Here is a 20,010-nt window from a genome sequence, read left to right as displayed (position 1 = left end):
GGAGGTGGAGGGAGTTGCTGTCCGCGTACCGCGCCGCCGCCATCACGGACGCGGCTGGCGCTTCTCGAGCTGGGCCATGTAGAGCTTCCGCTCCTCGGAGAAGGCCTTCGCGACGCTGGGCCGCTCCAGCATGCGCGCGAAGTACGCGCTGAGCGCGGGCCACTTCTTCAGGTCGATGGGCGTCGCCACGCTCCAGCCGAGCACCGTCGCCAGGTACGCGTCCGCGACGCTGAAGCGCTCCATGAGGAACTCACGTCCGGTGAGGTGCTTCTCCAGGTAGGCGAGCCGGCCGGTCCCCTTCTCCAGCGCATAACTGCGGGCGCCTTCGGGCGACGACGCGTCGAGGAGCGGGGAGAACGTCGCCTTGTGCAGTTCGGTCCCGATGAAGGACAGCCACTGCTGGAGCCGCACGCGCCCCCGGCTGTCGGCCGGCGCGAGGTCCGCCTGGGGCAGCGCCCCGGCCAGGTATTGCAGGATGGCGGCATTCTCCGTGAGCACGTCCCCTTCGTCGGTGCGGAGCGCGGGGACGAGCCCGAGCGGATGCACCTCCAGGTAGTTGCTCCCATCGAGCGTGCGCTTCGTCTTCGAGTCGACCTCGATGTACGTCGCCTCCGTGCCCGCCTCGTAGAAGCAGATGCGGGTGGCGGCGGAGCAGGACAGGGGAGAGAAGTAGAGCTGCATGGGATGTCCTCCAGGACGTCGAGCGTGGGCCTTCGCGGAAAAGCGAGGGCCACTCTCCGCCTCCGGATGGGATGCGTCCAACGCATCGTTGGCATAGGCTCGATGCATGGAAGACATTGCCCCGCCCTCCCCCCGCCTCGACGTGCGCGACCTGCGCGTGGTGCTGGCCCTGGCCTCCGCCGGAACGACGGCCAGGGCCGCGGCCGCGCTGCACCTCACGCAGCCGGCGGTGAGCCGCGCGCTGCTCGCGGCGGAGGAGCGGCTGGGCACGCGACTCTTCGACCGGACCCCGCGAGGACTCGTGCCCACGCCAGCGGGGCAGGAGCTCGTCGCGGGTGCCACGCGGATCCTCGTGGAACTGGGGGACCTGGAGCATCGCGTGCGAGCGCCGGTGGCCCCGTCCATCCGCCTGCGCCTCGTGTGCGAGTGCTACACCGCCTACCACTGGCTGCCGTCCGCGCTGGTGACGCTGCGCAAGAGCCTGCCGGGCCTCCACCTGTCCCTGGCGGTGGAGCACACCCAGGACCCCGTCCCCGCCCTGGTGGCCGGAGAGCTGGACGTGGCGCTCCTGACGACGTCGACCGTCCCTCGCGCCGGGCTGGAGACCCGGCCGCTCTTCTCGGATGAAATCATCTTCGTGGTGGCCGCGTCGCACCCGTTGGCGTCCCGCCGTGCGCTCACCCGGGAGGACCTCCGCGAGCACACCATTCTCACGGGGCAGACGCCCGCGGCGGAGTCGCAGTGGTTCATGACGCAGGTCTTCGGCCGCGAGCGGCCCCGGCTCCGAGTGGAGCGGCTGCCACTCACGGAGGCCATCCTCGACGTGGCCCGCGCGGGCCTGGGCGTCGCCGTGCTCTCCGAGTGGATCTCCACCCCGCACCTGGGCAAGGGCGACCTGGTCGTGAAGCGGCTCGCGTCCGGGCCCTTGCGGCGGCCGTGGAGGATGGCCTGGAGGAAGGAGACCGGAGACTCCGCGCTCCGCCTCCTCGCCGCGCTCGAGTCCACGGTGCCCCGGGGACTCGCGGTGGGGTAGCGTGCCGTGGCTGTCCATAGCGGTGCCACACCACTCCCAGAGGTGTCTATGATTGACTTCGTGAAGAAGGCGGGAAAGACCTTGCTCGCCGTTGCCACGGGCGCTGTCTTGTCATTCAGCGCCACGCAGGCCCTTGCCACGCCTCCCGATGCTCCGGCGCCGTATGAATGTTCCGCCTGCATCGAGCAGTGCATCGAAATGGGCTTCAGCTCTGGCTGGTGTACCCGCACGGAGTGCTACTGCCATTGAGATTTTCCGGCGGCCCGGCATACGTCGGGCCGCCGTTCTCGAATGGGCGGCGAGTCCTTGGACACCCGGGAACGGGTAAGCGCTGGCTCTCCCTGAAGTCTGGTGGAGTCTGATATTGCGCATGCGCCGGTGCCGCCTCTTCGCAGGCGCCGCGCTCCGAAAGGAACACCCCCAATGAGCATGGTTTCGAGAAGGTTCCGTCGCCTCGCAGTCGCGCTGGTCGGTGCAGGTGCATGGGTTTCCGCGGGTTGTGGCGAGCTCCCCACCCCGCAGGAGAACACCCCGTCCCAGGTCGTCATCCAGGACGCGGCGGTGCTGAACGATTCGACGCGCACGGAGTGGAGCTTCGGCCAGCTGGTGACCGCGATGAGCGGCCCGGTGGCGCCCTCCGACTTCGTGCGCGACAACCTTCCGCGGTGGGCGGGACAGGACGCCACCACGGGGACGCTCGTCGCGCGGCTGCTCGAAACGTGGCCGACGTTGGCGGACGGCTCGCTGGACCTGGCGAAGGCGCCCCTGCGGCTGGAGTCCATCGTCCACCACCCGGAAGCGTTCGACGTGTCGCGGGGCAGCGCTGGCGAGGCCCGCTTCGTCTTCGGTGGCGTGGACGCGAGCGGCAACCCGCTGGGCCTCACCGTCACGCTGAACTACGTCCTGGCGGCGCGGACTCCGGCGGAGGCGCGGGATTGGACGCAGCGCTGGCAGGACCTGGCCTCGCGGGCGCCGGGCTCGGAGGCGTACAAGACGGCGCTCCAGGCCCTCACCGACCGCGTCACGACCTCTCCGGGTCAGGGACGGGTCGCCGCGGCTTCGTCGAACCCGCGCCAGCAGGTGGGCGCCCTGCTGCTGGATGACACCACGCCGCCCTCCGTGGCGATCAGCTCGCCGGCCCCGGCCAGCTTCCTGCGTGGCACGTTCGTGATCACCGCGAACGCCTCCGACGACGTGGGCGTCACGCAGGTGGACTTCTACGACGGCGCGACCCTCATCGGCTCCTCCACCGCCGCGCCCTTCAGCGTGAACTGGAACACCACGGGCGCGACCTCCGGCAACCACACGCTGACGGCGCAGGCCTTCGACGCGGCCGGCAACTCGACGACGTCCAGCGCCGTGACGGTGCTGGTGGACAACTTCGCGCCTGTGATCATCACCGGTGTCCCCCAGTACAACCCCACGAGCCAGTCCTACGTGCGTGGCATCGTCACGGTGGGCTGGTCGGTGACGGACCAGAGCCTCTCCGGCGTGGCGCAGACAGAGTTCATGCAGGAAGGGATCGTCAAGGCCACGGCGCCCGGCTACTCCGGCCTCACCTATAACTTCACCTGGGACACGCGGGTGCTGGGCAACCGCTCCTACTCGTTGGCGCTTCGCGCCACGGACAACGCGGGCAACGTCCAGACGAGCACCCGCAGCCTCATCGTCGACAACCAGCTGCCCACGTCCACCCTCACCTCGCCCGCCAACGGGGCGGTGGTCAGCGGCAATGTCACGCTGACCGCCAACGCGAGCGATACCCAGGCGATGCTCCAGGTCGTCTTCGAGATCGACGGCGTGTCGACGTACTTCGTCGGGAGCAGCCCGTACACCCGGACCTGGAACACCGCGGGCCTGTCGGGCACGCACACGATTGTCGCCATTGCCTACGACCGCGCGGGCAACAGCCGGCGCAGCAACGCGGTGACGGTGACCGTGCCCTGAGCTGAGTGAGACGGGCATCTGCCCTGCGCGGATGCCCGGCCTCCGGGTGAGGCGTCGTCAGTAACCCTGGTCGGCGGGACACCGGCTCAATGACAGGCATCCGGGATTGGCTGCCGGTCAGGGCATGGGGCCAGGAGAGCCCTCCGCCGCCGAGGCATCCAACCGCAGCGTCCGCGTCACCCGCGTGCCCTCGTCCAGGCCCTCTCCAAAGGGCACCGGCATGCTGTCCTCCGGGCGCGCGGGCAGCCCCTGCGTCACCGACGCAGGCACCGCGTAGGTGTGCTCGCCCACCCTCACGGTGGGGCTGCCGCTGGCCGTCAGCTCCAGCTCCAGGTCGAAGCCGTCGGTGGACGGAACCCAGTAGCGAAACAGCACGCCCTGGGCCGCGTTGCGAGTCCGCAACGTGTCGCCCGGGGTCTGCTGGCCCGCGAGCCGCGCTGAAAGCACCGCGTCCCCGGGCAACACCTGCACATCCACGAAGGCCGCGTCCGGGCGGGACGGGGTGATGTGGAGCGACACCTTGCGGCGCCCACCCTCCCCTGCCTCCAGCCGCGACTCGACCGCGGGCCCCCGCACTTCCTCCCCTGGCGTCGGCGCGGGCGCGTTCCAGAAGGGCCCCTTCACCTCCGGCAGCGCGTCCATGGCCTCCCGCTTCGGGTCGCCGCCCAGGTACGCGCGCGTCCAATCATTGAGCACGGGATCCGAGGACACCCAGCGCGCCGTCCTGGCGTCCGCGTCCACCAGATAAAGCAGTCCCGTGGGGCGCGGGTTTCGCGCGTCGAAGCGCTGCCCCACGGCGAGCGACACCAGCAGGCCCAGGCCCAGCAGCGCGGCCCCGCCCGAGGCCCACGGCAGCCCCCGGCCCGCCAACCACAGCCAGCCCGGCGCGAGCAGACAGATGCCAAGCATCAGCAGGTCGGAAGGCACCGCTGCCCGCTCCAGCGGCAGCACCGTGTAGAAAGTGGCCAACACGTTCGGCAGCAACAGCAGGAGCGGCAGCGCCGCCAGCCCCCACAGCGGCACGTGCCATTGAGGGAGTGGTTCCGTCCCCCGACCTCCCAGCCACAAGAGCAGCAGGACCATGCCCGCCAGGGGCCAGAGGAACAGCGCGCTCGCGCCCGGCAACACGATGCTCACCGCGATGCAGATCACCGCCCACGGCACGCATCCGCCCGCCGCCAGCTCCATCACCGGCGCGCGCCGGCGGAGGTACAGCCCGACGCCCATCGCCGCCATCACCCACAGCACCACCGCGAGGATGAAGCGCGAGTTGTCCTGCGTCTCCGACCGGCTGAGGGCGCGGAATCCGGGCTGGAGGGCGCGCAGCAGCGGCCACGCGAGCCGCGCGAGGCTGCTGGCCAGGAAGCCCACGAGCATCAGCACCGCCGACTCCCGCAGCACGGCCCACAGGCGCAGCTGCTTGCGCTGGCGCGCCCGGAAGATGGCGAACACGAACAGACCGCCCCAGACCACCGCCAGCGGAACGGCCCAGGACCGGGGGTAGTGGACGCGCAGTGGCCCCACGTTGAAGTAGATGAGCTCCTCGCCCTCTGGCACGGACGCCTCGCGGGAGATGCGCCGGGTGAGCGCGAGCAGCGTGTCGCCCTGCTGCTGGAGGAGTCCGTTGGAGACGGCATCCACGGTCTCCTTGCGTGAATGGTAGGCCTGCGTGCCCTCCACGTTGGCGAAGTTCAGCCCCTGCCAACCGCCCTGCCGCAACGCAGTGAAGTCCGTGGCGTTCTTCATGCGCTGATACACGGCCGCGAAGAGCGAACCGGCTCCCACGTCCGGGGCCTCCTCGCCAAGCCTGCGCACGAGCCAGCCGCCGCCCGGGGAGACCTCGAACATCAGGAGCGGCCCCGCGTTGCCGCGCGCGTCCACGTTGAGGACCACGCCCGATTCGCGGGCCCAGGGGTGCGAGGCCGCGAAGGCCGTGCTGCCCAGCAGGTGCTGCTCCTCCGCGTCCGTGAAGAGGAACAGCACGTCGCCCGCGAGCGCCGGCCCCTGCTGGAGCGCCCGCGCCACCTCCAGGATGGACGCGACGGCGGCGCCGTTGTCGGACGCGCCCGGCCCCGTGGGCACGGAGTCGTAGTGGGCCACCAGCATCACGGCCGTGCCCTTCGCGCCGTCCTTCGCGCGCAGCCGCCCCACGACGTTCTCCACGTTCGCGGCGGGCCGGGGGATTCCCTGTGTGGGCGCGAAGACGGGCTCGCGTTGGATTTGGACCTCCGCGCCCACGTCGCGCAGACGTGCCTGCAGGTAGTCGCGCACCGCCGCGTGCCTCGGCGTGCCGAGGGCGTGGGGTTCAGCGCCGATGAAGCGCAGGTGTTCCCGGGCGCGTTCGGAGGAGAACCGCTCCCCGGGCGCGGAGGCGGGCACCGGCTCTGGCAGGGGGCTTCCGCGCAGCACCAGGAGGATCACGCCCAGGCCGAGCACCGCGGTCACCCACCGTGCTACCGACGACGCGCGAGAGGAGGCAGTCCGGTCCAGGCCCGCGGTCGGGGCGGTGTCGCTCATGTTTCAATCCTTCAAGGGCGCCCACCCGTTCGGGGGCCGCGGGGGGTTCGCGGAGTCCCCGTCGCAGGGGGTGTCCATCGCGCGGGCACTCTACGTCACCCAGAATCCGGCGGACACGCCGCCGTGACCGGCGGCAGGCACTGCTGCGCCTCCGTGCTCAGCGCCTCCGCAGCCACGAGAACAGCGTGGCGCCGCGCCGCTCCAGGTCCTGGCCCTGAAGCGGATTCTGCGCCACCCATTCGAGGTAGCCCTCCAGGTCGCCCCGGGCCTCCTCCAGGGAGCGGCAACCGGCGACCACGTCCAGCAGGGCCTGTTCCGCTCGCTCGACGTGGCTCTGGGAGGAGTCCGACAGTTCTTGCACGGTCGTGTCCTCGATCCCAAGCGCCGCCACCGGTGCGAGGGACTCCACGCGAGGCTTCGCACCGGGCGTGACGAAATGAACCCGCTCGGTGGGCCCCTGGACCTCGAACTTCACCAGCCCGGTCGGGAGCGACTTCTTCCGGTACACGAAGTATTCGAGTCCGCCCCCCTTCGGAGGCCACTGCGTCGGCAACACGGGAGCAAGCTCCGCGCCCACCATGCCCTGCCCCAGTTCCTCACGCGCCTGATCCGCGAGGGCACCGGCGGGCCTGGGTGAGGCGCACGTGTCGTCCATCGGTTTCATCGGTTGCGCTCCCTTCGCTTGCTCCGGTGCCTTCTGACGCACGTCCTGCTTCTGCGTCCGCTCCGCACACCCGAGGAGCGGCAGCACCCACAAGAGCCGTGCGACGAACGATGCGAGCCTCATACGTTCTTCACGAGCTTCTTGCGCTCGGCCTCGGTCTTCTTGCGGAGATCGTCGGTCGTGAAGCTGGAGGGATACTCCCCCGCGAAGGCCAGGAAGTCCGTGTCCTTGACCGAGGCCTTCCGCGCCTTGTTGTTGAGCGCGGTGAGCAGCTCATCGGCGGTGGGCTTCATCACGGTCTTGTCGAGGTAGGGATCCATCACGTACCCGAGCTTTGGCGAATTCTTGGTGATGGCGTCGCGAAGGTTCCACACCTTGATCTCTTCCCCCTTCTTCACGCGGGTGTTGTTCGCGGCGGTGGCAAGGGTCTGGACCACCGTCGCCACGTCCAGGTTGTAGACCACGAACGCATGGTCGATGTTCGCGTTGCCCGTGAAGACCGCATGGGAGACCTGCGCCCCAGGGGATTTGATGATGTCCGCGAGCACGGAGAATGAAACCTGGGCGTGCTCACCGCAGTGCCCGGCACCATATTGCAGCGCCAGCGCCGCGCTCTTATGGACGTTGAACCCGTAGGTGCTGCCAATCTCCCGGAGGAAGCTGACCGGCGATGACACCCAGGTCGACTGGTGCAGGGTTCCAAAGAGGTCGGAGAGCAGCCGCTGGTGCCGTTCCGTCTTGAGATCCTCTCGTGCCTGGCCCCAGTGGTTCGCGGTCACCACCAGGCCATCGATGTCGTCTCGAAGATCCGTGGCCAGCACCACCGCGCTCTTGCCCTTGTGGCGGCTGACGAGGCCGGCACGGAACTGCTCTCCCCGGGCCATGTCCGTGTAGTTGACCAGGTAGGCCATCACGTTCTGTCGCCAGAGCTTTATCTCCGGCTTGCCAGAGGCCGCATCGGTCCCCAACCGGGCGATCTTGGACCAATCCATGGCGATGAGCTTGCGCATGGCTTCCCTGCGGACGGCGTCGATGCCCGTCAGGAAGTCCAATTCGAAGGTGAGCGTGACCGCTGGCGGCTTGCCCGCGGGCCCTGGCTTCACGTCACTCTTCACCAGACGGCACGGCAGCGCCTTCAACGACTGGGTCGCCGTCTTGTAGCCGATGGTGATCTTCCCGGAGGGCACGGCGTGGGTGAAGGTATCGAGGATGGCCTTTGAATCGCTCGGGTTCGCCAGGTTGTTCGAGGCGGGCCCGGTGAGGGTCATCTGCTCCAACAGCGCGTCGAAGAAGCGCGCGTAGGTGAAGGTCAGGTCGATGGTGCAGTTTGCCTTCGTCCCCGCGGCGACAAGGTCCTCGAGGCCGAGTCCCGAGGTGGGCGCGGTCGTGAAGGTGTTCAGCGTGTCATTGAAGAACCGCTGCCCCTTCGCCGCCTTTCGAGTCAGCGCGACGGTCTTCGCGCTCGTCGCGGCCGTGATGGTGAATTCGGTCACCGACTCGTTGGCGAGCGTGTACGGGAACTTCTTGAGGGTCGTGCTGATGGCGTTGGCGACGTTCTCGCCTTGCCACGTCAGGATGACCGCCGGGGACAGGTTTCCAGGGTAGTTGATGATGCCCATGACGGTCTTCTCTCCCGCTTACACCAGCGGATCCGTGTCGCCAGACGCGGGGACCTCGGGGGGCCAGATTCCTTCGGTTCGGTACGTCAAATCGAACGGCTCCAGGAACGACCAGGGATCCGAAGGGTTGACCGGCTTGACCACGGTCATCTGCGTCTGGAAGGAGTCCGCCAGGACGTCCACCCCCGGCGCCGGAGGCGTGGCGTCCACGAGCTGGACCACCGACACGCGGGCCTGGTCGTTGAACCGCGACCAGGGAGTCGACGAATCCCGAGGAGCGGACTCGAGCGCGGCGAGACGGTCCAGCATCCACTGTGGCTTGTCATGAGGCATCACGTGGCTCCGTCAGGCGGAAGGCGCGGATGCTCGAACCTACACGCATCGGGCAGTGCCGTGCGAGGGCCCGGAAACGAGAGGTTCCGGGCCCTTGGTCGCTTAAATCGTCTTCTTCCCCGGCAGGTCGAAGCGGTCCAGGTTCATCACCTTGGTCCACGCGGCGATGAAGTCCTGCACGAAGTGCGCTTCGCCGTCGCGGGCCGCGTAGACCTCCGCCAGCGCGCGCAGCTGCGAGCTCGAGCCGAAGACGAGGTCGGCGATGGTCGCCGTCCAGCGCAGGTCACCCGTGGCACGGTCGCGGCCTTCGAACACGTTCGGCGTCTTCTCCGAGCGCTTCCACGCGGTGCGCATGTCGAGCAGGTTCACGAAGAAGTCCGGGGTCAGCTTGCCCGGGCGCTTCGTGAACACGCCGTGCTGCGTGTGGCCGTGGTTGGCGTCCAGCGCGCGCAGGCCGCCCACCAGTGCCGTCATCTCCGGCGCGGTGAGCGTGAGCAGGCTGGCACGGTCGATGAGCGCGGCGGTGGTCGTCGCTTCGGCCCCCGCGCGGACGTAGTTGCGGAAGCCGTCCGCCGCGGGCTCAAGCACCAGGAACGACTCGACGTCCGTCTGATCCTGCGAAGCGTCCATGCGGCCCGGCGTGAAGGACACGGCGACCTTGTGGCCGGCGTCGCGCGCGGCGGACTCGACGGCCGCGGTGCCGCCCAGCACGATGAGGTCCGCCAGCGACACGCGCTTGCCGCCGCGCTGCGCGCCGTTGAACTTCTGCTGGATGGCTTCGAGCTTGGAGAGCACCTTCGCGAGTTCGGCGGGCTCGTTGGCCTCCCAGTCTTTCTGCGGCGTCAGGCGGATGCGCGCGCCGTTCGCGCCGCCGCGCATGTCGCTGCCCCGGAACGTCGTCGCCGAGGCCCAGGCCGTCTTGACCAGCTGCTGTACCGACAGGCCGGAGCCGAGCAGCTCGGCCTTGAGCGCGTCGATGTCCGCCGCGTCGACCAGCGGATGGTTGACGGCCGGAATCGGGTCCTGCCAGAGCAGGTCCTCCTTCGGCACCAGCGGGCCCAGGTAGCGCGACCTGGGACCCATGTCGCGATGGGTCAGCTTGAACCAGGCGCGCGCGAAGGCGTCCGCGAACTTCGCCGGATTGGCCATGTAGTCGCGGGAGATGCGCTCGTAGACGGGGTCGAAGCGCAGCGCCAGGTCGGCGGTGGTCATCATGGGCGCGTGGCGCTTGCCGGCCACGTGCGCGTCCGGCACGGTGCCGTCGCCGCTCTTGCCCACGGGCTTCCACTGCTGCGCGCCGGCCGGGCTCTTGGTCAGCTCCCACTCGTAGCCGAACAGCGTCTCGAAGTAGGTCATGTCCCACTTCGTCGGCGTGGGCGTCCACGCGCCCTCCAGGCCGCTGGTGGTGGCGTGCTCGCCGACACCGCTCTCGTAGGTGCTCTTCCAGCCCAGCCCGAGTTCCTCCACGTTCGCGCCCTCGGGTTCCGAGCCAACGTGATGCACCGGGCCGGCGCCGTGACACTTGCCGAAGGTGTGGCCACCGGCGACGAGCGCGACGGTCTCCTCGTCGTTCATCGCCATGCGCGCGAACGTGTCGCGGATGTCGCGAGCGGAGCCGGCCGGATCCGGCTTGCCGTTCGGGCCTTCCGGATTGACGTAGATGAGGCCCATCTGCACGGCCGCCAGCGGGTGCGCGAGCTCACGCTCGCCGCTGTAGCGCTCGTCGCCCAGCCAGGTGGACTCCGGACCCCAGTCGATGGAGTGCGGCTCCCAGATGTCCTCCCGGCCTCCGCCAAAGCCAAACGTCTTGAGGCCCATGGAGTCCAGCGCCACGTTGCCCGTGAGGATCATCAGGTCGGCCCACGACAGCTTGCGGCCGTACTTCTGCTTGATGGGCCACAGCAGGCGGCGCGCCTTGTCCAGGTTGCCATTGTCCGGCCAGCTGTTGAGGGGCGCGAAGCGCTGCTCACCGGAGCGCGCGCCGCCGCGGCCGTCGAAGATGCGGTAGGTGCCCGCGGCGTGCCACGCCATGCGGATGAAGAACGGGCCGTAGTGGCCGTAGTCCGCCGGCCACCAGTCCTGCGAGTCGGTCATCAACGCGTGCAGGTCCTTCATCACCGCGTTGACGTCGAGCGTCTGGAACTCCGCCGCGTAGTTGAAGTCCTCGATCATCGGATCCGACAGCGAGGAGTGCTGGTGCAGCATCGCGAGGTTGAGCTGGTCCGGCCACCACTGCGTGTTCGTCCGTGCGCGACGGGGGCCGTGCGCGACGGGGCACTTCGATTCGTCGTTCATGCGGGTCTCCTGGGCGGGGGGCGCCGTGTATCGAAACCGTAGGTCGGCGTCGCGATCGCCGGATTCCGGCCCTCCGGTTGGGTTTGGCGGCCGTTCGCTACCGAACCCAACTTCCGCGCCCGGCGCCTGTGGCGAACGGTTCGCTCGTGACAGCATGAGGACCTGGAGACCCTGCCCATGACGGTGGACTTGCGAATCGCCTCGTACAACATCCTGGCGGATGCCTACATCAAGCCCGAGTGGTTCCCGCACACGCCCGCGGACCTGCTCCGGCCGCGAAGCCGCCACGCGCTGCTGGCCCGCCGCATCGTGGGGCTGGACGCGGGCATCGTCTGTCTTCAGGAGGTGGAGCCCGACAGCTTCGCCGCGCTCCAGGATGCGCTGAAGCCACACGGCTACCTGGGCGTGATGGCCCAGAAGCAGCAAGACCGCCCCGATGGCTGCGCGGTGTTCCACCGCCTGGGACAGAGCCTGGGGCACCGGGCCCACTACTTCAGTGACCGGTTGGAGGACGGACGCATCTCCGGGCACCTGGCGCTGGTCGTGGACTTCGACGTCAGCGGAGAGCGGCTGCGCGTGGCCTGCACGCACCTGCGCTGGGACCGGCCCGACAGGCCGGTGGAGCTACACCAGGGCATGCAGGAGGCCACCGAGTTGATCGACGAGCTGATCCGCAAGGATCCACAGGCCTTGTGGATCGTGTGCGGTGACTTCAATGCCCGGCCCGGAGAGCCGCTGGTCCAGGCGTTCGAAGCAGCCGGACTGCGGGATGCCTACGCGGGGCGGCATCAGCCGACCTGCAACGCGAACGGCATCCCCAAGTCCATCGACTTCCTCTTCCATTCCAGCGCGCTGCGAGCCCAACCCGACGCGTTGCCAGCGCTGGAGGAGCAAACGCCCATGCCCTCGGAGCAAGAGCCCTCCGACCACCTGCCCATCTCCGCGCGGCTGCTGCGCTGATGTGCCGCGGCAGATGGGCCCCCCGGAACAGGCGCCCATCCGCCGTGGAGCCTCAGTAGGCGCTGAAGCTCGCGAACTCGCCCGGCCGGAACGACCGCAGCGTGCCGAGCCAGATCTGCTGGCCGGTGCAGTCCGCCGTCCGGTAGGCGATCACGTTCTCGAAGTTGCTCCACCCCACCAGGGTGCCGGCGGTGGCCGGGAACGCATGACACTGACCGTCAGGGGCCGGGAAGTTCGCCACGGGCGTCACGAAATTGCCGCTGTAGAACGTCAGGCCCGACTCCCAGTCGGTCGCGGACTCGGCGAACGCGGCACTGGATGAGATGGCGATGCCCGCGACGGTGGCGACGGCAAGAGCAGCACGAAGAGCGGTTCTGCGCATGGCGATATCCTCCCAAGACTGGATTGTCTTTGGATCGGAGAATATCGAGAATGACTTGCAATATCAACGAGACTGCTCACACCCGCAGTAGGTCCTCTGAAGCGCATCAGCAGACATGCTTGATGCGCTACTTCAGGTTGGCGATCTCCTCCGGAGTGAGCTGCCGGTAGCCCGGCAACTTCGTGAGGTCCACGTCAGGCTTGAGGATGACGTGCTCCATCGTCCCGTACGGGTCCTTGAGGATGTCCTCGGGGCGGATGCGGACCTCGACGATGATGCGCTTCGTCGCCTGGTCGCGGCCCTTCTCGAGCCCTGGCGCCTGGTTCGCGTACGTCAGCGCCGCGCTCTTGCTGTCGCTGAGCATCTGCCCGTCCTGGGCCCCCTTGTACTTGCCCTGGAACTTCGTGCCCTCCTCGACGCGGATGCCCCGGTAGAAGACGGCTTCGTTGCCGCCGAACTTCTCGCGGAAGAGCCGCTGGAGCTCCTTGGGATCCGTCACCACCCGGCCGACACCGACCTTCGACTTGCCCGCCACGTCGCGGACCGCGCTGGACATGACGACGTCCGCCGAGTCCCGCCCCACCTGCCGCTCCAGCAGCGACAGCAGCGCCTCGACCTGCTTCGGGTCCTTGGACGCCGCCGCGGACAGCAACGCCTCCGGGGAGCCGAAAGCCTCGCGGAGCACGGAGTCCTTCAGCTTCCCCAGCGTCGCGCGCACCCGGGCGTCGCCTCCGGCGTCCTCCACCGAGCGCAGGCAGGCCGCGCGCAGGGCCGCGCCGTCCACCTCTTCGTTGGCGTACGCGCGCATCACCTTGCGCAGGTCCGTCACGGCGGTGTCGACGCCCTTCGTGCCCTGGGTCGCGGCCTGGGACAGGCCCCGGCGCTCGGCGGCCACGATGCGCCCGGCCAGCGCATCGCTCACTTCGGGCAGCGCCTTCAGCTCCTTCTCCAGCTTCCCCAGGTCCTTCGCCTTGGACATCCGGAAGGCCTTCACGGCGTCCAGGAGGGGGCCCGCCGCGGCCAGGTCGAAGCCCGTCTCCACCACGGCCATCACCACCTCGGCCATGGACGGGTCGTCCTTCAAGAGGCCCGCCCCGTAGGCCGCGTCCTGCGTCATGTAGTCCTGCGCCTTGCGGACCACCTGCGTGGCGCCGATGCCACCCGCCAGGATGATGGGCAGCACTGCCGCGCCCCCGGGGATCAGTCCGACGGCGAGCCCCATCGCCGACAGGCCCAGGTCGATGAGCTTCTCGTTGCGCTGGATCTCCGCGCCCCGGTCGTTGATGACCAGGTCCTGCACGGAGCCGGGCTGGATGCCCTGGAGCTGCTTGGAGGACTTCATCAGCACGTCGAAGCCGTAGATGAGGCTGGGGTCCTGCTCGATGTTGCTCCGCGTCTTCTGGATGTCCTGCCGGCGCGTCGCGAGGTGCTTCTGGATGAGCGCCTGGATGCCCTCCGGACGGGCCTGCACCAGCGTGCGCAGGTCCAGCTTCTCGTCGCGCAGGAGCGGATGGTCCTGGGCGATCCGGTTCGCCTCCTCGCGCGCCTGGGCGCGGAAGGACCGTGCCTCGTTCCTGGCCTCCTCGGCCTGCCGGAGGAGCTGCGGCGGCTGCAGGCGCGGCGAGTCCACTGCGCCCTGCTTCAGGCTGGCCGCCGTATTTTCGGCCTCGACGGCCTTGGCCTCGTACTCGCGCGCCTTCGCCAGGCGCTGGTAGAGGTCCTGGGCCACGGCCGGGTCCTGGTACTTGTTCTGCAATTCGTAGAGCGAGTGGTCGGTCCGGGCCATCAGATCCTTGGCCACCGACACCGTCTCCTTCTCGAAGGAGGTCCGGTAGTCACTCAGCAGGCCCCGAAACTCCTCGATGATGGAGATGCCGTGCCGCCGCAGCTCCGAGGCGAGGTTGGTCCTCATCCCGTCCAGCTTGTTCAGGTGCTGGGTCAGCTCGTTGGAGTCCTCCGCCGACAGGGCCGGAGGGTTGTTCGTCCGGTAGTCGTATGCCTTGAGTTCCTCGTAGAGGGCGGCGGTCCCTTCGAGCCGCTTCGAGTAGCCATCGAGCGCCTCCAACCCCTGAAGCCGCTCCGCGCGGTCGGCCCGGTAGGAGTCGATGGACTTGTCCAACGCGGCCCAGTCCGACGTGGTGCCGGTCGTCTTGCTCAGGTAGTCCGCCAGCTCCAGCGGGGACAGCTTCGACAGCGCCTCCGCGGCACGCAGGGCGGACGCATAGTCCTTGGGCGCCGGTGCGCCCTCCTTGAAGAGGATGTCGCGCACGTGCGGAGGCACGTTCTTGAAGAGCTCCTTCGCGAGCAGGTCTCCCTCGATGTTCTTCAGGTAGGCCTTGTCCTGGGGCGTGCCTCGGTAGATGCCGTTCGTGCGCGACTCGAACTCTTTGTTGGCCTCGCTCTTGAGGCGCTTCTTGTCGCCCGGCGGCAGGCCATTGAGCAGCCCGTCCACGGCCTTCTCGTCCTTCGGACTCAAGGGCTTGAGCGAGGTGTCCGTGACGTTGATCTCGTAGAAGGCCCCGTTGCGAATGGCGTCCGTGATCTCAGGCGTGCCGTTGGTCCAGCCCACCTCCTTGGCGGTCACCATGGCCTCGGCGCGCGTCCGGTCCACGCGGTTGTACTGCATGGCGAACTGGACGAGCAGCTCCCGGGGCGTGAGCTCCTTGCGCTGCTGGGCGGACAGGCCGGTCAGCTTGATGCGGAACGGAATGGAGACACCGCCGGCCTGGGGCGTCTTCTGGACACCGCCGGTGCTGATGGCGCGCATGACCAGGGACGACGACGTCGGGGCCTCGGAGAGCGGAGCAGTGGGCGTGGTCCCCGTGAGGTTGGGGCCCCGGGACGTGGGCGTGGCGGCGAAGCTGTCCCGGCTCGCGTAGGAGAGCGGGGCGCGCTGCAAGGGCGCCGGACTGGCCGGACGGCTGGGAACCGCCGTGGGCCCCGTCCCCGGCGACGTCGGAGCGCGGAAGGTGCTGCCGGCGGTGGTGCCTTGAATCCCCATGGTGTGCCCATCCCCCTCGACGAGCGCGAAATCCGCGCCCACCAGAGGGATGTCACCCCGCTGAATTCTTTTGCATTTCCCCCGGCGAAAAACCGTCGACGCCCTACCCCGCCACGGCCTCCACGATGCTGAGCGCGGCGGGCGTGGGGATGACGCGCGAGAGGCGCAAACCCGCCTGGGCGAAGAGCTTGCGGAAGTCCTCCTCGGTGCGCTCACGGCCCGGGAGCGAGGCCAGCATCATCACGTCGAGCACCTTGCCCCCGTGCGGCGCGCTCCCGGGTGGAATGACCGTGTCCACGACCAGCACCCGGCCGCCCTCGGCCATCGCGCGGCGGCAGTGGCGCAGGATGTCCACGCACACCTCATCACTCCAGTCGTGGAGGATGCGCTTGAGGACATACGCGTCCGCGCCGGAAGGCACCGTCTGGAAGAAGTCCCCTGCCACCAGCTCGCAGCGCTCGGAGAGCCCCTCCGAGGCGATGCGTGCCTCGTCCAGGACGTGCTGGTGGTCGAAGAGCACGCCCCGGACCGACGGCGCGGAGCGAAGCACTTCGATGAGGAAACCGCCGTGGCCGCCTCCCACGTCCACCACCTGCCGGCAGGCGCTGAAGTCATAGCCGCGGGCGATGGGGCCGTTCTCCAGGTCCGACAGGCTGGACATGCCCCGGTGGAAGGTGGCGCCCGCCGCCTCGTTGCTCGCGAGGTGGTCGAAGAAGGGCTTGCCGAAGATGCGCTCGAAGGCGTTCGTCCCGGTCCGCACCGTCTGCGTGAGCGCGCCGGTCGGTGCCCAGAAGATGTCCTGCGTGAGCATCAACACCGCGCTGCGCAGGGAGCCGGGGGCCCGGGTGCGCAGCAGGTCGGAGGCGGGGGTGAGCGCGAAGTTGCCGTCGCCATCCTCGGAGAACACGCCAGCGCTCGCCAGCAGCCGCAGCACCCGGTACAGCGACGCCGCATCCGCGCCCACGTCTTCCGCGAGCCGGGCCGCGCTCTTCGGACCCTGCTCCAGGTGGTCCGCCACACCCAGCTCCGCGGCCGTGGCCAGCGCGCCGGAGACGATGAAACCAAAGCCAAGGTCGACGATGAGCTGCGCCGGATGGACGGTCGGTGAGGTCATCTCCGGGTCCTACTCCCGGTCAAATCCAGACGTCAATCCAGCGGAGGAAAAGGCGGCGCCGGCCCGACGGAAACAGGATTAGGCTCGCGGCATGAAAACCATGACCAGCGAGAATCCGTCTCCCACGCAGCAGCTCTTCGCGGCAATCAATGGCCATTGGATCACCCAGGTCATCGGCACGGTGGCCCGCCTGGGGATCGCGGACCTGCTCGCGGGAGGAGCCCGCGACAGCGATTCGCTGGCGGCGGAGCTGGGCCTCCACCCGGGCGCCTTGTTCCGGCTGATGCGAGGCGGCATCACCGCCGGCCTCTTCACGGCCGCCTCCGAACGGACCTTTGCCCTGACACCGATGGGCGAAGGGCTGCGCGCGGACGTCCCTGGCTCGCTGCGGGCGGTGGCCATCATGCAGAGCGACAAGTCCCACTGGTTGCCCTGGGGGCTCCTCACCGAGGCGGTGCGCACGGGCAGGGCCCCGGTGCAGGCCGCGCTGGGCTGCGACATCTGGGAGCACTTCGCCCGGAATCCCGACGAGGCGGAGCACTTCGCCCAGGCCATGGGAAATCTGTCCGGCCTGGTGGGCAGCGAACTGACGCACCACATCGACTTCGCTCCCTTCGCCCGGGTGGCGGACATTGGCGGCAGCCACGGCGATCTGCTCTCGCAGGTGCTGCGCGCCCAGCCCTCCTGCCAGGGCATCCTCTTCGACCTGCCCAAGGTCGCCGAGGGCGCGAAGGCAGCGCTGGAGTCCCGGGGCCTCACCAGCCGGGTGGACGTGGTGACCGGGAGCTTCTTCGAGCCCGGCATCCCCGCGGCCGACGCCTATCTGCTCAAACACATCCTCCATGACTGGGAGGATGACGCCTCCATCACCATCCTGCGCCGCATCCACGAGGCAGCTCCCTCCGGGGCACGGCTCTTCGTGCTGGAGATGGTGATTCCGGACAACCGGAATCCAGACCCCAGCCACCTGATGGACCTCAACATGCTGGTGCTCGCCGACGGCCGCGAGCGCACCCGGGACGAGTTCCAGGCGCTGTTCACCGCCACCTCCTGGAGGGTGGAGCGCATCCTCCCTACCCGGAGCGGCGCCAGCATCATCGAGACGGTGAAGGCCTGAGCGTTTGAACTAGAGTCGTGGGATGACCTCACGACTCCTGCTCCTCCTCTGCGTCTGTCTTCCCTTCACGGCCCTGGCCCAGGCGCCCAAGCCGGGGCCCTTTGACATCGTCATCGTCGGCGGAGGGAAGACCGAAGAAGAGGCCCAGGCCGCGCTCGACAAGCTGAAGCCCAAGGTGCTCTGGGTCCGCCTGTCGACCACCGGGTTTCCGGGCGTGGAGAAGTCGGACAACTATCCCGGCCTCAACAAGGGGCTGTACATCGCCGTCCTCGGCTTGTGCCCCAAGGGCGGCGACACGGACATCAAGAAGCTGATGAAGGCGGTGAAGGCACACGCGCCGGGTGCGTACTCCAAGACCATCAAGGGCCAGTACGGCAACCCCTGCCCTCCCGATTCGGCCTTCCTGCCGCCTGACGCCGAGGAGAAGCCCCTCCTGGACCGCATCGCGAAGGAGCCAAACTCGGCGGACGCCTTCTACGCCTACGCCGCGCACCTCAAGGAGGAGGGCCGGCTGGGGGAGTCCCAGGTGATGGTCGATGAGGCATTGCGGCTGAACCCGAATCACGCCGAGGCGCGGTCCCTGACGGAAGTGCTGATGGTGCTGATGACGGATTGACGCCGGATTGTCTGTCCACTGAACGCTCGGGCCACGCAGGCAGGGAGCGAATCCCTCTCACCCGGCGCAACGCTATACACTCCCTGGCATGGCCCTCGAGTCCCCTGCCCTGCGTGCAGTCATCCTCGGTTGTGCCCTGCTGTCGTCCTCCTGCTCCGACAAGCCCGGGCCCCCGCCGCCCCCGCCCGAGGAACCCTGGGACGGGAGCTATACGCCCCTGGTCGATCCGTCGGACTGGGTCGACCGGGGCGAGTACGCCCCCTGCGCGTTCACACCGCCCCCGGGGACCGTCGTCGACTGCGACGACCCGTCCCTCTTCGACCTGTCGAAGTGTGACACCGCCTCGCTCGCCACCTTGGAGCCGCATGGCATCTACCAGGTGGACATGCGCCACGCCTCGGGCTTCGCGGACTTCGCCGGCATCCGGGTCCCGGAGAATGGCGGCACCGCGACCATGAACTACCTCCCGATGATGCGGAGCGCTCCGGTCACGCGGCAGCAACTCCAGGGAGGCTTCCGCTTCTCCGCGCAGTACACCTTCCGGGACACCGTCCGGAACCTGGTCTTCGCGGGCTGCGGCGTCACCGCGCCCGGGCTGGTGACGGGCTGCTTCGCCCGCTGCACCGACGGCAAGGTCGCCACCTCCGGCACCTTCGAAGCGGCGCGGATGACCTGGGCGCGGGGCGAGTCCGAATCCTCGGGAGGGTTGCGACTCCTCTCCGAGACCCATGTCCAGACGGTGCGCCCGGTGGATGTGTATGTCCACCGGGGTCACGCCTACGTCGTCTCCATTGACGACCCGCTCACGCAGGCCCCCGGAGGGCTCGCGGTGATTGACGTCCGGGACCCGAGCCATCCCGTCATCACGAAGCGGATCACCCTCCCGGGAGACTCGTACTGGAACGCGGCCTGGGCCAGGGACGACGCGCTCTACATCGCCAGCAAGAGCTCGGGCGTCATCGTCTTCGACATCACCCACCCCGAGGACCCGACCTTCGTGCGCAGCGTGCCCGGCCGCGGCCCCATCGACGTCCACACGATGTTCGTGGATGGCAACCGGCTGTACGCCGTGTCGCCGGGTCCCGCCCCCACCGGCGAGACGCTGGTCTTCGACATCTCCACGCCGCTTCAACCCGTCCTGCTCAATCGCTTCACCGCCGCCGACACGGAGTCCGCGTTCCCCTCGGCGCATGACTCCTTCGCCTACCAGGACCGGCTCTACGTCAACCACTTCAGCGCGGGCTACGTCGTCTTCGACGTGAAGGACCCGATGAGCCCACAGGAGCTGGGCCACTACACGTTCGAGACCGACAACAGCTTCGCGACGAGTCACGCGAGCGCGGTGGGCACCTTCGCGGGGAAGACGGTCGCTTTCGAGGGAGGCGAGTACCAGGGCGCCCACCTGCGCGTGCTGGACGTCACGGACCCCACGAACATCCAGCTCATGGGGCGCTTCAAGCTGCGCCAGCAGACCTCCATCCACAACATGATCCTCAGAGACACGCGGCTCTACATCGCCTGGTACCAGGAGGGGCTGCGCGTGCTGGACGTCTCCGTTCCCCCGCAGCCGCGCGAAGTCGCCTGGTTCAACACGTTCCGTGAGTCCGACATTCACCGGCGTGATGACCTGCTCGAAGGAGCCATTGGCATCCGCGTTCCTGGAGACGGCCACGTGTACGTCGTGGACACATCACGGGGACTGCTCATCTTCAACGAGCCCTGAGGTGGCGC

General features: G+C 68.8%; 16 protein-coding genes. 7 read left to right on the top strand and 9 right to left on the bottom strand.

Annotated features, from left to right (window positions below; genetic code table 11):
• Window positions 1–42 precede the first annotated feature (42 nt).
• Window positions 43–681 (bottom strand): glutathione binding-like protein, encoded by a 639-nt coding sequence (locus tag D7Y04_RS19915; protein ID WP_121760345.1) that lies wholly within the window; start codon window positions 679–681, stop codon window positions 43–45.
• 106 nt (window positions 682–787) lie between these two features.
• Between D7Y04_RS19915 and D7Y04_RS19910 the strand changes: the two genes are divergently transcribed.
• The 3 genes from D7Y04_RS19910 to D7Y04_RS19905 all read left to right on the top strand — a co-directional run bounded on the left by D7Y04_RS19910 (window position 788) and on the right by D7Y04_RS19905 (window position 3,661).
• Complete coding sequence (locus D7Y04_RS19910; RefSeq protein ID WP_121760344.1) at window positions 788–1,714, top strand: LysR family transcriptional regulator; 927 nt, start codon at window positions 788–790, stop codon at window positions 1,712–1,714.
• 48 nt (window positions 1,715–1,762) lie between these two features.
• Window positions 1,763–1,963 carry a hypothetical protein gene (locus D7Y04_RS44065; RefSeq protein WP_120596915.1) on the top strand — a complete coding sequence of 67 codons (201 nt, stop codon included), beginning with the start codon at window positions 1,763–1,765 and terminating at the stop codon, window positions 1,961–1,963.
• 174 nt (window positions 1,964–2,137) lie between these two features.
• Window positions 2,138–3,661 (top strand): Ig-like domain-containing protein, encoded by a 1,524-nt coding sequence (locus D7Y04_RS19905; protein WP_121760343.1) that lies wholly within the window; start codon window positions 2,138–2,140, stop codon window positions 3,659–3,661.
• Between the two features lie 117 nt (window positions 3,662–3,778).
• Here D7Y04_RS19905 and D7Y04_RS19900 read toward each other — a convergent pair whose 3' ends face one another.
• From D7Y04_RS19900 to katG, 5 genes are all read right to left on the bottom strand, one after another.
• A complete protein-coding gene (locus D7Y04_RS19900; protein ID WP_121760342.1) occupies window positions 3,779–6,178 on the bottom strand; it encodes a M20/M25/M40 family metallo-hydrolase in 2,400 nt (799 codons plus the stop codon).
• Between the two features lie 157 nt (window positions 6,179–6,335).
• Entirely contained in the window at window positions 6,336–6,965 is a 630-nt protein-coding gene (locus tag D7Y04_RS19895; protein ID WP_121760341.1) for a hypothetical protein, read from the bottom strand.
• Complete coding sequence (locus D7Y04_RS19890) at window positions 6,962–8,461, bottom strand: hypothetical protein (RefSeq protein ID WP_121760340.1); 1,500 nt, start codon at window positions 8,459–8,461, stop codon at window positions 6,962–6,964. The genes D7Y04_RS19895 and D7Y04_RS19890 overlap by 4 nt, the downstream gene beginning before the upstream one ends.
• Window positions 8,462–8,479: 18 nt before the next feature.
• Complete coding sequence (locus tag D7Y04_RS19885; protein WP_147477148.1) at window positions 8,480–8,770, bottom strand: hypothetical protein; 291 nt, start codon at window positions 8,768–8,770, stop codon at window positions 8,480–8,482.
• A 126-nt stretch (window positions 8,771–8,896) separates the two neighbouring features.
• Window positions 8,897–11,089 carry a catalase/peroxidase HPI gene (gene katG, locus D7Y04_RS19880; RefSeq protein WP_121760339.1) on the bottom strand — a complete coding sequence of 731 codons (2,193 nt, stop codon included), beginning with the start codon at window positions 11,087–11,089 and terminating at the stop codon, window positions 8,897–8,899.
• Window positions 11,090–11,266: 177 nt separating this feature from the next.
• Between katG and D7Y04_RS19875 the strand changes: the two genes are divergently transcribed.
• Window positions 11,267–12,049: an endonuclease/exonuclease/phosphatase family protein gene (locus D7Y04_RS19875; RefSeq protein ID WP_121760338.1), complete on the top strand. Its 783-nt coding sequence runs from the start codon at window positions 11,267–11,269 to the stop codon at window positions 12,047–12,049.
• 52 nt (window positions 12,050–12,101) lie between these two features.
• Here the strand turns inward: D7Y04_RS19875 and D7Y04_RS19870 are convergent, their stop codons facing one another.
• From D7Y04_RS19870 to D7Y04_RS19860, 3 genes are all read right to left on the bottom strand, one after another.
• Window positions 12,102–12,431 (bottom strand): hypothetical protein, encoded by a 330-nt coding sequence (locus D7Y04_RS19870; protein WP_120596612.1) that lies wholly within the window; start codon window positions 12,429–12,431, stop codon window positions 12,102–12,104.
• A gap of 127 nt (window positions 12,432–12,558) precedes the next feature.
• On the bottom strand, window positions 12,559–15,432 hold the full coding sequence (locus D7Y04_RS19865) for a hypothetical protein (protein ID WP_147477147.1): 2,874 nt from the start codon (window positions 15,430–15,432) through the stop codon (window positions 12,559–12,561).
• 103 nt (window positions 15,433–15,535) lie between these two features.
• On the bottom strand, window positions 15,536–16,546 hold the full coding sequence (locus D7Y04_RS19860) for a methyltransferase (RefSeq protein WP_121760336.1): 1,011 nt from the start codon (window positions 16,544–16,546) through the stop codon (window positions 15,536–15,538).
• Window positions 16,547–16,637: 91 nt separating this feature from the next.
• Here D7Y04_RS19860 and D7Y04_RS19855 point away from each other — a divergent pair, with 91 nt between their 5' ends.
• The 3 genes from D7Y04_RS19855 to D7Y04_RS19845 all read left to right on the top strand — a co-directional run bounded on the left by D7Y04_RS19855 (window position 16,638) and on the right by D7Y04_RS19845 (window position 20,002).
• The gene (locus D7Y04_RS19855; RefSeq protein ID WP_121760335.1) at window positions 16,638–17,663 is read left to right on the top strand and encodes a methyltransferase; all 1,026 of its coding nucleotides are present in this window, start codon (window positions 16,638–16,640) and stop codon (window positions 17,661–17,663) included.
• A gap of 22 nt (window positions 17,664–17,685) precedes the next feature.
• Window positions 17,686–18,279, top strand: coding sequence for a hypothetical protein (locus tag D7Y04_RS19850; protein ID WP_121760334.1), 594 nt, complete (start codon window positions 17,686–17,688; stop codon window positions 18,277–18,279).
• 88 nt (window positions 18,280–18,367) lie between these two features.
• Entirely contained in the window at window positions 18,368–20,002 is a 1,635-nt protein-coding gene (locus tag D7Y04_RS19845) for an LVIVD repeat-containing protein (protein WP_121760333.1), read from the top strand.
• The last annotated feature ends 8 nt before the right edge of the window (window positions 20,003–20,010 follow it).

Source organism: Corallococcus sp. AB038B (assembly GCF_003668955.1).
Taxonomy (GTDB): domain Bacteria; phylum Myxococcota; class Myxococcia; order Myxococcales; family Myxococcaceae; genus Corallococcus; species Corallococcus exiguus.
Note: the sequence above shows the minus strand (reverse complement) of the source record. Positions and strands in the feature narration are given on the sequence as shown.